General features: G+C 47.6%; 9 protein-coding genes. 8 read left to right on the plus strand and 1 reads right to left on the minus strand.

Features of this window, described 5'->3' with window-relative positions:
• The first annotated feature begins 263 nt into the window (after positions 1–263).
• From ACNFVB_RS10935 to ACNFVB_RS10955, 5 genes are all read left to right on the plus strand, one after another.
• Complete coding sequence (locus ACNFVB_RS10935) at positions 264–644, plus strand: RidA family protein (RefSeq protein WP_075100471.1); 381 nt, start codon at positions 264–266, stop codon at positions 642–644.
• A 390-nt stretch (positions 645–1,034) separates the two neighbouring features.
• On the plus strand, positions 1,035–3,317 hold the full coding sequence (locus ACNFVB_RS10940) for a primosomal protein N' (protein ID WP_430737517.1): 2,283 nt from the start codon (positions 1,035–1,037) through the stop codon (positions 3,315–3,317).
• A gap of 307 nt (positions 3,318–3,624) precedes the next feature.
• A complete protein-coding gene (locus ACNFVB_RS10945) occupies positions 3,625–4,806 on the plus strand; it encodes a cation diffusion facilitator family transporter (RefSeq protein WP_430737518.1) in 1,182 nt (393 codons plus the stop codon).
• Between the two features lie 248 nt (positions 4,807–5,054).
• Complete coding sequence (locus tag ACNFVB_RS10950; protein WP_430737519.1) at positions 5,055–5,759, plus strand: hypothetical protein; 705 nt, start codon at positions 5,055–5,057, stop codon at positions 5,757–5,759.
• A 73-nt stretch (positions 5,760–5,832) separates the two neighbouring features.
• On the plus strand, positions 5,833–7,719 hold the full coding sequence (locus tag ACNFVB_RS10955) for a monovalent cation:proton antiporter-2 (CPA2) family protein (protein ID WP_430737520.1): 1,887 nt from the start codon (positions 5,833–5,835) through the stop codon (positions 7,717–7,719).
• Positions 7,720–7,818: 99 nt separating this feature from the next.
• On the opposite strand, the gene ACNFVB_RS10960 is transcribed toward ACNFVB_RS10955, so the two are convergent.
• On the minus strand, positions 7,819–8,748 hold the full coding sequence (locus tag ACNFVB_RS10960; RefSeq protein WP_430737521.1) for a DUF2628 domain-containing protein: 930 nt from the start codon (positions 8,746–8,748) through the stop codon (positions 7,819–7,821).
• A 423-nt stretch (positions 8,749–9,171) separates the two neighbouring features.
• Between ACNFVB_RS10960 and trmB the strand changes: the two genes are divergently transcribed.
• The 3 genes from trmB to ACNFVB_RS10975 all read left to right on the plus strand — a co-directional run bounded on the left by trmB (position 9,172) and on the right by ACNFVB_RS10975 (position 13,243).
• Complete coding sequence (gene trmB / locus ACNFVB_RS10965) at positions 9,172–10,005, plus strand: tRNA (guanosine(46)-N7)-methyltransferase TrmB (RefSeq protein WP_430737522.1); 834 nt, start codon at positions 9,172–9,174, stop codon at positions 10,003–10,005.
• A gap of 1,096 nt (positions 10,006–11,101) precedes the next feature.
• Complete coding sequence (gene recA / locus ACNFVB_RS10970) at positions 11,102–12,160, plus strand: recombinase RecA (RefSeq protein WP_430737523.1); 1,059 nt, start codon at positions 11,102–11,104, stop codon at positions 12,158–12,160.
• 30 nt (positions 12,161–12,190) lie between these two features.
• Entirely contained in the window at positions 12,191–13,243 is a 1,053-nt protein-coding gene (locus tag ACNFVB_RS10975) for a regulatory protein RecX (RefSeq protein ID WP_430737524.1), read from the plus strand.
• Position 13,244 lies beyond the last annotated feature (1 nt).

A 13,244-nucleotide genomic window follows, 5' to 3' on the forward strand; every position in this document is an offset into this window, starting at 1 on the left:
TGTGTCGCTCTATCGTCGAATCCAAATAAATCAGACACATGGCTATCAAGTTATGTTTATATTGGATTGACGATCGCACAAGCAGCTTTTGACTTCTTTTGATGACGCGGCAAATTATAAAACGCGGCGCGATGCTCAGAGGTTTTTAGAAAGCAGTAAACAATGCTAAACTGGGCAGCTTGCAGCAAGACAGTACAGGCTGCCACTGTATGCTCAAAACCCAACTGAGAAACCCATCTAACAACAGATAACAAGGATATCCTATGACTCGTCAAACCATCCAAACAGACAAAGCACCTGCCGCCGTTGGCACTTATTCACAAGCCGTTAAAGTTGGCAACACTGTCTATGTCTCAGGTCAGCTGGGTTTTGACCCAGACACCATGGAGCTAAAAGAAGGCTTTGAAGCACAAGCCAAGCAAGTATTTGCCAACCTAAAAGCCGTTTGTGAAGCTGCTGGCGGTAGCTTAAGTGACGTGGTGAAGTTCAACGTTTCTTTGACCGATCTAAGCGACTTTGCCGTGCTCAACGATGTGTTTGCCGCCAACCTAAGCGAGCCATACCCAGCGCGCGCGGCGGTACAAGTCGCCGCGTTGCCAAAGGGCGGCGTGGTTGAGATCGAAGCCATCATGTATATTGAGTAAGCCTACCTCTCAGATCTGTGTTGTAACGATAAGCTTAGCACCCTGCTAAGCTTATTGGTTTTTAGCAGTGAATAGCTGAATAGAGTCTATTAAATATTCAAATATTTTTGGTTAGGGTGTGTCCTCATTTTAAAAATGGCGATAAAAATGAGATAAATCGCCGTCAAACAAGGAAAATAGCGCAGATAATATTGAGATATTAGTCAGCTATTTGACACCGTTTGGCCAGATTTAGCCATTTTTAGCCCATTTAGATGACTATTGATTGAATTGAGGACACGCCCTAATGCGGCGTTATTTCGACTTTAATGTCCTAATACTGCCTATGCCGACCATGTAAATCATCGTCTGTGGCAATGATATTTCTCTAATAAGACGGCGACGCCTTTTATGTTGGTACAAGTTGCTCTACCTGTGCCCCTTTACCGGGTATTTGACTATCGCCTGCCAGCAGCTACGCAGGCTACCCCAACCGCTGAGCCTAGCGCGCGTCCAGCAATCGGTAGCCGTGTCGAAGTTCCTTTCGGTCGGCAGACACTTATCGGTATCGTGGTTGCTCATATCGCTGCCGCCGATAGCAGCGTACCACTAAATAAGCTCAAATCTATCTATCGATGCTTGGATGACGAGCCTATCTTAAACGCGGCGATGCTAAAGCTTGCTTACTGGCTGGCACGCTACTATCACTATCCACTGGGCGATGTGTTTGGCGTGATCTTGCCGACGCTGGTGCGTCAAGGCAAGCCGCTAGAGCTTTTGATCACGCACTGGCGTATACTGCCGAACATCACTGATGACGACTTTCATCCCAATGCCAAAAAACAAAAACAGCAGTTTGATATGCTCAAATTGCACGGCGAGCGCGGTGCCAGCGAAGACGTTTTATTATTAGAAGGCATGCAGCGGCCTTTTTTAAAGACACTGGAAGAAAAAGGACTCATCGAGCACTATATCGAGCCAAAACAAGCACCGACGCCTGTCAAACTGGCCAAACTGCCACTTGATCTCAATGACGAGCAACAACAGGCGGTCAGCACCATCATCGCCGCTCACAAAGCTGGCCGTTATACTGGGTTTTTATTAAACGGCATTACTGGTAGCGGTAAGACCGAAGTGTATTTACAAGTCATGCAAGCGGTACTTGAGGCGGGCAAACAGGTTTTGATTTTGGTGCCAGAGATTGGCTTGACACCGCAGACGCGCGCCCGTTTTGCCAGCCGTTTTGCCGCAGATATCGTGCTGCTACACTCTGGCATGAACAACACTCACCGCCTGCAGGGCTGGCAAGACTGTCGTACAGGACACGCCCAAATCATCATTGGTACACGCTCAGCAGTGCTCTATCCTTTTGCCGATTTAGGGTTGATTGTCGTTGACGAGGCACATGATGGCTCGTATAAGCAGCAAGACACCCTGCGCTACCACGCCGCAGATGTCGCGCTTTATCGAGGCGTGCAATACAACATCCCTGCCATACTCGGCACCGCCACCCCTTCGCTTGAGCACCTAAAACTGGTCGATGATGGCAAACTCATAGAATGTCAGCTATCGACACGGCCAGGCAATGCCAAACCTGCACCCATGCAGCTTATCGATGCGCGTCTGCAAAGTACGCACCAGCAGACAACGGACGACGGCGCCCGCTACGATACTGGACTGACAGACGCCATGATTGGGGCAATACGGCAAACCCTAGAAGCTGGCGATCAGGTGCTGGTGTTTTTAAATCGGCGCGGCTACGCACCTGTCTTATTGTGCGAAGCTTGCGGCTGGCAAGCAGATTGTCCGCGCTGTGATGCGCATTTAACAGTACACTATAGCCGCCAAAACAGCAGTAATGCCTATCTCAAATGCCACCACTGCGACTGGCAAGCTTATATTCCAGCGGTGTGCCCTGACTGCGGCAGTCAAAACTTGGATGCCAAAGGTATAGGCACGACCAGGCTTAGCGAAAATTTGCACGCGATTTTTGCCAATCCGCAAACCAGCAAAGAGCTGTACCCGATTATTCAAATCGATCGTGATACCACAAGGCGCAAAGACAGCTGGGAAAATATTTATCAGCGTATCAATCAAGGTGATCCTGCTATCTTGGTTGGCACGCAGATGGTCGCCAAAGGTCATCACTTTCCAAACGTTACCTTGGTGTGCTTGCCCAACGCCGATCGCGGCTTTTTGTCCGCGGATTTTCGCTCGCCTGAGCATACCGCGCAGCTGATGATTCAGGTCGCCGGTCGAGCAGGACGCGGAGACAAGGCAGGACGCGTGCTGATCCAGACGCTACAGCCTGACAACGCGCTACTACTAAAGCTGGTAAAAGACGGCTACCTGTCATTTGCGCGGGATCTACTACAAGAGCGCAAAATGATGGGACTGCCGCCTTATACCCATGCCGCGCTGATTCGCTGCGAAGGCAAAACCCTAGCCGCCACCATGCAAGCGCTCAAAGATGCCATCGCTATCTTGCCCAGTAACCACAATTTGGCCGTGCTCGGGCCCATCGAGGCGCCCATGAGCAAAAAAAACAGCCGCTACCATGCCCAGCTACTCCTCATCGCCAAAGAGCGCGGACAGCTCCACCAAGTACTGAACCACTGGTGGCAACCGGTACTGGCGCTACCCAGCGTTAAATATCTAAAACTGGCTTTAGATATCGACCCTGTCGGCTGGTAGGCTGACACCTCAAACCTATCACCGTTTCCTCTTATTATTCTTAGGCTCCTAAACGTATAGTCAGTTCAAAATAACATGGTGATAAATTGAAGAGTGCTACTGGAATGAATGTTGCGCAGTATCTTTGATAACAGCATGCAAGGAAGATTCATACCAGTAGCACGATGTCATTTTTGCAGTGAATCGACCATAGCTTACTGGCTGCATTTTTACCTCGTCGTTACAGCTTCTAATACTCGACTATGTTAGATTTATCATTAATCCTTGAAGTTATTTACCATAAGTCTTAATAAATTTGAGTAACGTTATGAGTCAAGAAGATCCTAGTCATAAGCAAAATAAGCATTTGCCTCCAAGTGAGCCTATTGATGTCTATAAAAGCAACGATAGTAACTATACTGCTGGCAATCAAGACGCTCATGATCATGACACTCACCTAGAGCAAAACACCGCGCCAAGAGATACCAAAGGCTATCAGCGTACGTTACTGATTAGCTTTGTGATCATCACAGGCTATATGTTTATCGAGGCGATTGGTGGCTTACTGACAGGCAGCTTGGCGTTACTCTCTGATGCAGGACACATGCTCAGCGACGCCATCGCCCTTGGTGCGACGTTAATGGCATTTAAAATCGGCGAAAAAGCCGCCACCCATCAAAAGACCTTTGGCTATAAACGCTTTGAGATTATCGTGGCCACCGTCAATGGTGCGACGCTAGTAATTATCGCCTTGATGATTTTTTATGAAGCGATCAAACGCTTTAACTCACCGCCTGAGATTGCGACGCAAGGTATGCTGATTGTGGCAACGGTCGGTATGTTGGTCAATATCTTGGTCGCTTGGCTGATGCATCGTGGTAGTAGCGGCAGCGATGGACACACCCATAGCCATGGAGCAAATGCAGACAAAGTAAATAAAGAAAAAGCAAATAAAAGCGATGACTTCAAAGAGCCTGTCAACCTCAATATGCAAAGCGCTTACTTGCATGTATTAAGTGATTTGATGGGCTCAGTGGCCGCTATTATCGCCGCTTTACTGATGATGGGGTTTGGCTGGGTTTGGGCCGATGCCGCAGCGTCGGTGATCGTCGCCATACTTATCTTAGTAAGTGGTTATCGCGTTGTACGTGATTCGGTACATATCTTGATGGAGGGCACGCCAGAAGGCATATCGCTGGTAGATGTCGAAGACAAGCTGCTTGCTCATCCACAAGTAAAACAAGTTCACGACCTGCATGTCTGGAGCATCACCAGCGGGCTAAATGCGCTATCTTGCCATGTGATGGTCGATGGGGATATGAGAATCTCGGATGCCAGCGTATTGATTGCCAATCTTGAGCAAGGGTTGCTTGCGCTTGGTATTCATCACGCCACCATTCAGGTTGAAAGCCTGTCACACCCGCAGACCAGCACCCATAGCGATGCATTGGTCTGCGACATATCAGAGCAGCAAAGCTCTGTGAATGACCATATCGGGCACAGTCACTAGGGCGTGCCCTCCATTTAATCGACAGTCACCTAAATGGGTTAAAAATTGCCCACTTTGCTTATCACTTACCCATTACCGCCAACCTATCTCAACAATTTCTAGCAAAACTTTACTTATCCTATTTAAAAAAAACCTTTTATTGGCGTTTATATGGTTATAATAATTAGAAACTGCTATTTACTGATTCATTTGCCATGGCAGATACACTGAGTTGTATTTTTTAACCGATTCCTTGACGATGTGATCTTATGTCTAGACGTTCCGCGCCCTTTGTCGCCCCAGACTATATTGACAACCCAACGTCAAAAGAGGGCAAAAAACACGCCAAAGTTTTGCTATCGACGCTGCAAGACGATATTGCTCAGTTTCGTGACGAGCAGTTTCCACCTGATATCTTGCGTCAGATCCGCGACATGCCCATTTACGAAGGTAACTTAGCCGAGGTACAGGCCTACCAGCAGCGTTGGCAGCCCCTACTTGAGCGCGCGATGGCTTTTTATCCTGCAGCCAACCTACCGCCCGATTATCTGCCACTGCCAGCCAGCCTTGAGATACCGCAGTTTATTTATCATGTGCAGCGCCTGCATCTGACCAAAACCCGAGCCAAAGAATCCAAAAGCTTTGGCTCGGTCGGTGCCCTGATTGATAAATGCGGCGATTATAGTGCCGAGGAGACTGCGTGCATGTCAGCAGTATTTGATAACGATGACGAGGCAAGATTGGTGGCGCATCGTGAGTTTATTGACCTACGTGCTTATGTATTTTGCCGCGATAGTAAGGGTGAGATGATGGAGCCTGAGCGCGTACGCTTTTATCGTACCGGTCTTATCGTCCATGCGTTGCCTGATTTTAAAGTGGTCGATAGCAGACAGACACCGCGTAAGCGCCGTAATGATGCTTACAACAACCCCATCGCCGACAATGGCGTTTGGAAAATTTACCGCAAAAAATAACGCAGGTTTCTGATATTTTTTTGACCACGTTTTTGATTATGTCTTTGACCTTGCCACTATTTGAGGATACCAGATGTTCGCTGCCGCCGCCGGCTCACCAAATTTGATGTTACAAGCTACAATCTTCTTAGGAGCAGCGCTGCTGTTTGTACCCCTTGGTAAACGATTTGGTATCGCGACAGTTTTAGGGTATCTCATTACTGGTTTGATTTTGGGGCCGAGCGGCTTGGATGTGGCAGGTAACGCTGAGAGCTTGCTGCATTTCTCTGAATTTGGCGTGGTCATGTTGCTGTTTATCATTGGCCTTGAGCTACAACCATCGCGGCTTTGGGCACTACGGCGCTCGATCTTTGTCCTCGGTGGTCTGCAAGTTGGCCTCACTGGCATGCTGTTAATGTGGCTTTTGCACCAATTTTTTTCTTTGGCATTAGATACTGCCTTTATCGTCGGTTTTGGCCTTGCGCTCTCCTCCACCGCTTTTGTCTTACAGATACTGACCGAAAAGCAGCAGCTCTCTAGCACTCATGGCCGTGAAGCCTTTACTATTTTATTGTTTCAAGACATCGCCGTCATTCCTTTATTGGCGGTCATTCCGTTTTTGTCAGGGGTGCGCGAGCAAAGCTACGACCTGGTGTATTTTGGTAAAGTGTTTGCCGTATTTGCGGGTCTGATTTTTGCCAGCCGTTATGTGGTACGTCCATTTTTTAAGTTTGTGGCCTCCAGTGGTGCCTCTGAGCTGCTCACGGCGGTAGCGCTTTTTATTGTGATGGGCGTGTCGATTTTGATGGGTCAGATTGGTCTATCAATGGCACTGGGCGCGTTTTTGACGGGCGTATTGCTGGCAGACTCTGAATATCGTCACGAGCTCGAAGCCAGTATCGAGCCGTTTAAAGGCTTGCTTTTGGGCTTGTTTTTTATGTCGGTTGGCATGCTCACAGACGTCAAGCTTATATTAGCGGAGCCTATTTTTATTATTGGCTGCGCCATTGCGCTGATGGTGATTAAGTTTGCCGTGATTACCGCCATCGCCAAAGTCTCAGGCAATCGCTGGCCGACCAGTATTAGGCTGGGCGTGACACTGGCACAAGGTGGTGAATTTGCCTTTGTCCTCTTTAGCGTGGCGAGCGCCCAAAACGTCTTGCGCCCTGAGGTTGCCAACACCTTAAACCTCATCGTCACCATCTCTATGGCGCTCACGCCGTTGGCGTTTTTATTGCTAGAAAAAATCGGCGAGCCATTATTTGCCAAAAGCAAGCCCAGCCGTGAGTACGATGCAATTCCTGATCATGAGCATCAAGTCATCATTGCAGGGTTTGGCCGTGTCGGGCAGATTATCGGGCGCGTACTGCGCATGCACAATATCGAATTTACCGCCATTGAACGCTCAGCCAACCGTGTCGATTTCGTGCGTAAATTTGGTAACCAAGTCTATTACGGCGACCCAAAAAACCCTGAAATCCTCCGCGCTGCTGGCATCAAAAAAGCACGGGTGTTTATATTGGCGATTGACGATTTGGAGCGCTCTATCACCACCGCCCAGTATTTGCGCAAAAACTATCCCGATATGATCGTCCTAGCACGAGCACGGGATCGTCAGCATTATTATCGCTTGCGTGAAGTAGGCGTACGTCATATTTGGCGCGAGACTTACCTATCGTCGTTAGATATGTCGCGCGAGTCGCTACAGCTGCTGGGCATCTCTCCAGAAAAAGCCCGAGAAACGGTGCAGACATTCCGTGATTACGATGATGACTTGATTGAGCGCCAGCAAGCCATTTATGGCGACGAAGCCAGCCTGATCGAGTCGGCGCAGTCAGCCATGGCAGAGCTTGAGAGTCTATTTGATGAAGATATCGATAAAGCGCGCAAGATGGATTTGACTGACTTTTATGAGCCACTAAAGAGTCAAGCAACGCCTGTCGATGACCAAGATGCCAGCGCCGCTGATTCCAAACCCTAAAGCATTGTCATTCTAAAACATTGTCCTCGACTACTTTGACGACATTGACTGGGATACACGCTCGATAGCGCAGCACACCCTTGCTCCGATATCCATGCATCAATCAGCTAGGCAGCTTTTGGGGGCTTGTTTTTTATTGAGTGAGCTGGTGCAAGCCCAATCATCACTATCTGGCAGATGATAAAAAACCAAGGTCTGATCATTGAGGTAGCGCACTGGAAAGCTAACGTTTTGAATGGTCGCAATGATGGCGCAATCGGTATTGGTCACCCCTGGCGCTTGGGCGGCGATATGCATGCGCACCTGCTGATCCTCGGTACTAAGCGGCAGATTCACAGGACACTGCCCAGTCTGCTGATAGATCAGCGCCACCCGGTTTTGGGCATTTTTGGCGATATCATAGGTATCAAACAGCACCGCGTTTTCTTTTGGTTTGGCAACGATAGGCAAAAACTGCACTTTAATCACCAATAGTGCAAATGCAAAAAACCCAAAACCAAGCCCTAAACCAAACAAGCTCACGCCGCCTTCTTTTTTTAGGTGCGCCTTTTGCGCCTCCTCATCACGCGGATGGTCATTGATAGCATCCGCAATCTCACGACGCGCCATACGATAATAATAGGCATCCGTCCAACGCGCCACCATAAACGACCAAAAGAGCCAAATAGCCGCGGCAATACCGATACGGGTGGCCATCTGATACGCATCAGGGACATAAGACATCGCCACAAACTCAAACGCAACCAAGACCAGTGCCACATTAAGCTGAATAAACGACCAACCCGCCACACTATAGACAATGGCGTCCATATAGCGCTTGCGGTATAGCAGCCAAGGAAAGGTGACGAAAAATGCCGCCCAGTGCCATTTGGGCGACAAATATCCTTGCTCATCAAATTCCTCAAAGCGCTTTAGATAATAATGCTGGCTACGATGGCCAATAAACCATTTGTCCAGCTGCCTGCGCTTGGCTGCTGTGAGCTGTTCTTGATAAAACGGTGGTGGCGAATCCGTTTCGATAAATAACATGAGAGTACGCTCTATAGTTAGCTGAATGTAAAACTGTTATGGATTTAAACGCGCTACTGGTATAAATTTTACTTGCGTGCTGCGTTCCCAGAGGCTGCGCAACCTACGTTTAAAAATAGCATCCCAGTAGCGCTATGACATTTTTAGAGTGTATCGACTATAAGTTTTAAAAAATATCAATCATCATTATATGATAACGCCAACTGCCCTGCATAGAAAACCCGTGTGCACCGATTTGACGTCTTTCGATACTTTAATACCCTTTATCATTGCGATAGTCTTTACTATCGTCTTTGATGTCACCTCTATTCTCATCTCCTATAACCGTATAAAACCGCTAAAAACGTATTGCACATTCACAGTCGCAACAATATCACTTATAATGACGCCATCTCACTCACCTAATGAAGCACTGCCCATCTTATGAGTCAACATCCTGATAGTAATGACAATCTCACCAGTGCGCCAACCACTGATGAGCAAACCCTAATCGACGTCGACACAGCGAGCGCTGACGTTGATGACAACCAAAGCACGCCTGCCGCGGACAAACACATTCGTATCGTCAATACCTTTATGAAACGACGTACACACATGAACAAAAACGCTGAGCTGGCGTTGACTGCGCCCGAGTTCGCCGATTATTTGGTCAATAACAGCTTTGGCGATGGCGACTTAACAGGCATCCATGACTTGCGCGCGCTATTTGCCGATAGCCCAAATGGCAGTGACGCACCGCTGACCCTAGAGATTGGGTTTGGCTTGGGCGACTCGTTCATCGAGATGGCCGCCGCAGAGCCGGCGCGCAACTTTGTCGGTATCGAAGTCCATGAGCCAGGCATTGGCAAATGCGCCTATATGGCCGGCACCCAAGGCTTGCGTAACGTCAAGATTATCAATGGTGACGCCATCCAACTACTCAAACAGCTTCCAGAAAACCATATCGACCGTATTCAGCTGTACTTCCCTGACCCATGGCAAAAAAAGCGCCACTATAAGCGCCGCTTTGTCAGTCCTGAACGCATGGCGATTGTGACACGCAGCCTAACCCAAGGCGGCTGGTTTCATGCCGCCACTGACTGGGAGCATTATGCTTTTTGGATGCTGGAGGTACTAGACAACTTTGCTGGCCTCACCAACCAAGCAGGCACAGGTAACTTTATTGACAGACCAGACTTTCGTCCAATGACCAAATTTGAGCGCCGCGGCATCGCGCGTGGTCATGGCGTTTGGGATTTGATTTATAGCAAAGACTAACACCAAACAATTAAAAATCTTCCCTTAGATAAAGAGCGATAAAGGCGGCTAACAGATTAGCCGCCTTTTTTATGCGCGGCGCTTTGCCAGCGAAGATGATAAAGAGCGCAGCGGAATGTGACCGATACAGCGAATAAAAACGCCCCTTAACACGGCCGACTAAGTATAAAAAGCTTACCATACGGTCAACTCAGCGCTTCTTGCGACCATTTTGACGGTTTTATTTTTATAAAAATAACTATTTTATGGTGTGAAACGTCGGCAACACAGACTAATTTTTTGAGAAAAATACACACGTGACATCACAAAATCCACTTTGATCTTTAAGAAGTCATAATAAGCGATTTGCGCAAACATTGATGTTACAAGGGCTTGGTGAGTTCTCCCCATAAGCTGTGGATAACCCTGTGTATAAGTCAGTACTTGACAAGCATTTTTCTAGATATATTAAAGGGTCAGGTAAAATCGTTCATTTTTTGTACAATTTAAAACTATTTAAAAATCAATAACTTACATAGATATAGAGAAGCTAAAAATTTATTTTTCATATTTTTTAGAAAAACCGAAATCAGAGCCGATGTTTCACAATCAGCGAATTTTTACCGAGGATTTATTGTGGACAACTGCAAACCCTATTGACAAACAATACCATTTTCCTATCCAAAATACTCACTAATTTTGCCAATACTTATATCACTCTAAAAATAATATGCATGCGACAACTGATGTCGTTTAGCATACCTGCACCCTTAGTATGCTATCCAGATTTTGTTATAATACCTTTATCCAATCAACCATACACCCCTAACGCTCAGCGAGATGAACAAACGCCTTAATAATGAGAAGGCGCTGCTTGCATAAGCAGTTATATCAAACTTTTATTTACTTTTATCCGTCATTAATTTTACTGTATAGTAGAATGATTGCACTCTCGACATCATCGATACGACATCTTATTTGTCTTGTTAGACACTGGCCGTTGCCTAACATTTGGGGAGCCGTCAGTATATATGGCCCATAGCCCTCCTATTACCCGTATTTTATCTATCATCGAATTTATCGTTTTACACTAATGATTGAAGACAAGGAATCCAGTATGGACGACAATAAAGCCAAAGCCCTCAAAGCCGCACTTGGTCAAATCGAAAAACAATTTGGTAAAAATACCATCATGCAACTGGGCGATGACTCTGCAGTCCTCGATGCCGATGTGGTCTCGACAGGCTCGCTAGGATTAGACATCGCGCTTGGTATTGGCGGCTTGCCAAAAGGCCGTATCATTGAGATTTATGGGCCAGAGAGCTCAGGTAAAACCACCATGACGCTACAAGCAATCGCTGAGTGTCAAAAACAAGGCGGTACTTGTGCCTTTATCGATGCCGAGCATGCGCTTGATCCGGTTTATGCGCGTAAGCTTGGGGTCAATACAGATGACCTACTACTCTCTCAGCCTGATAACGGTGAGCAGGCGCTGGAGATTACCGATATGCTGGTACGCTCGGGGGCGGTCGATATGATCGTGGTCGACTCCGTCGCCGCACTTACGCCGCGCGCTGAGATTGAAGGCGAGATGGGTGACTCACACATGGGTCTACAAGCCCGCTTGATGAGCCAAGCGCTGCGTAAGATCACAGGTAATGCCAAACGCTCCAACTGTATGGTGGTGTTTATTAACCAGATCCGTATGAAAATCGGCGTGATGTTTGGTAGCCCAGAAACCACAACCGGTGGTAACGCGCTGAAGTTCTACGCTTCAGTACGTATGGATATTCGCCGTATCGGTGCGGTCAAAAACGGTGATGAAATCATCGGTAACCAAACCCGTGTCAAGGTCATCAAAAACAAAATGGCACCACCCTTCCGCCAAGCTGAGTTTGAAATCACTTATGGCGAAGGCACCAATCACCTAGCAGAGGTCATCGACTTAGGTGTCGAAATTGGCGCTGTGGGTAAAGCAGGCTCTTGGTATAGCTATGGCGATGAAAAAATCGGTCAGGGTAAAGCCAACTCTGTGCTTTTCTTAAAAGAAAACCCTAGCATTGCTCAAGAAATCGAAGATAAGATCCGTGAAGAAAAACTTGGTAGCAAAAAAAGCGCCAAAGACACTGACGCCTCTCAAAAAGATGAGGACCTAGCGCCTGAGCCAGTACAATAACGGCAAGCTTATTTATCGTTATGATTGATTATGAACATTAAAACCTTAGCTGAAATACTCGCTGAATCGGACGCCGACTCAGCGAGCGCCCCTACTAGTAAACCAAAAAAAATATCTAAAACCTCTCAAACACCCAAAGCGCTCAGATCGCCTCATGCAGCACGGGTCGATAAAAATACGTCTCAGAAGTCGGCGTCTACAGCCAAACGTAAAAGACGTGAAAAACGCTTTCATCCAGCCGCGAGCTTTAGCCCTGAGCCTAACGACGCACCTGCGTATCAGCCACCAAAAGCGCAAAGTATCAAAGAGATGCTGGCCGAGGTAAAGCATCATATTCATGGTCATTCGGACGATAGCGCCTCTACCATCACCGCTGATAGCGATGCGCGCCTAGAGGGTGCAGATTATTTAGAGAGCACAGAAGGCTCAGCGCCACTGCTTGACCCTAAAGCCACCCATCATCACGATACAGACGCGCAAGCGGACAACTTACCTTCTGCTCTAAAAGCGTATCTTCGCACCCCTGAACAAAGGCAAGCTGAGATTGATGCTATCAAGGCAGAGAGTCGCCTGCGCTGGCTGGCTTTTTATTATCTGTCGCGCCGTGAGTACGGCAAAGCAGAGCTAAAGCAAAAACTGCTCGATAAGGAGCAAGACCCAGACAAGATTGATGCCTTACTCGATGAATTTGAGGAAAAAGGCTACCAAAGTGATTATCGCACCACCCTCATGCTCATCCGTGAAAACATCCGTAAAGGACGGGGGCGCGGCCGCATCAAGCAAGCGTTTTATCAAAAAAAAATAGCCATGCCAGACAACATCGATGAGCTGATCGATATGGCAAATGCAGAGTCTGAGGAATTTAGCGAATTTGTCGAGGATAGTGATGACAATCTGGTCGAAGGCGTTGACTGGCTAAAGCTAGCGGTGACCGCTCGCACCAAAAAATACGGCAATACCTTGCCCCGTGAGCCAAAAGACAAGGCTCGTCAATTACGGTTTTTGCAGTATAGAGGCTTTAAGAGTGACATCTGCTTTGCCGCCCTTGACTACACGCTTGAGACATTAGATGAGCGATTTTAAC

It is taken from the genome of Psychrobacter sp. VH5 (assembly GCF_050572635.1).
Lineage (GTDB): Bacteria > Pseudomonadota > Gammaproteobacteria > Pseudomonadales > Moraxellaceae > Psychrobacter > Psychrobacter celer.

Bases quoted from the DNA above. Each gene is read 5' to 3' on its own strand.
- ACNFVB_RS10975 (WP_430737524.1), top strand. From the start codon at position 12,191: ATGAACATTAAAACCTTAGCTGAAATACTCGCTGAATCGGACGCCGAC.
- trmB (WP_430737522.1), top strand. From the start codon at position 9,172: ATGAGTCAACATCCTGATAGTAATGACAATCTCACCAGTGCGCCAACC.
- ACNFVB_RS10935 (WP_075100471.1), top strand. From the start codon at position 264: ATGACTCGTCAAACCATCCAAACAGACAAAGCACCTGCCGCCGTTGGC.
- ACNFVB_RS10960 (WP_430737521.1), bottom strand. From the start codon at position 8,748: ATGTTATTTATCGAAACGGATTCGCCACCACCGTTTTATCAAGAACAG.
- recA (WP_430737523.1), top strand. From the start codon at position 11,102: ATGGACGACAATAAAGCCAAAGCCCTCAAAGCCGCACTTGGTCAAATC.
- ACNFVB_RS10955 (WP_430737520.1), top strand. From the start codon at position 5,833: ATGTTCGCTGCCGCCGCCGGCTCACCAAATTTGATGTTACAAGCTACA.
- ACNFVB_RS10950 (WP_430737519.1), top strand. From the start codon at position 5,055: ATGTCTAGACGTTCCGCGCCCTTTGTCGCCCCAGACTATATTGACAAC.
- ACNFVB_RS10945 (WP_430737518.1), top strand. From the start codon at position 3,625: ATGAGTCAAGAAGATCCTAGTCATAAGCAAAATAAGCATTTGCCTCCA.
- ACNFVB_RS10940 (WP_430737517.1), top strand. From the start codon at position 1,035: ATGTTGGTACAAGTTGCTCTACCTGTGCCCCTTTACCGGGTATTTGAC.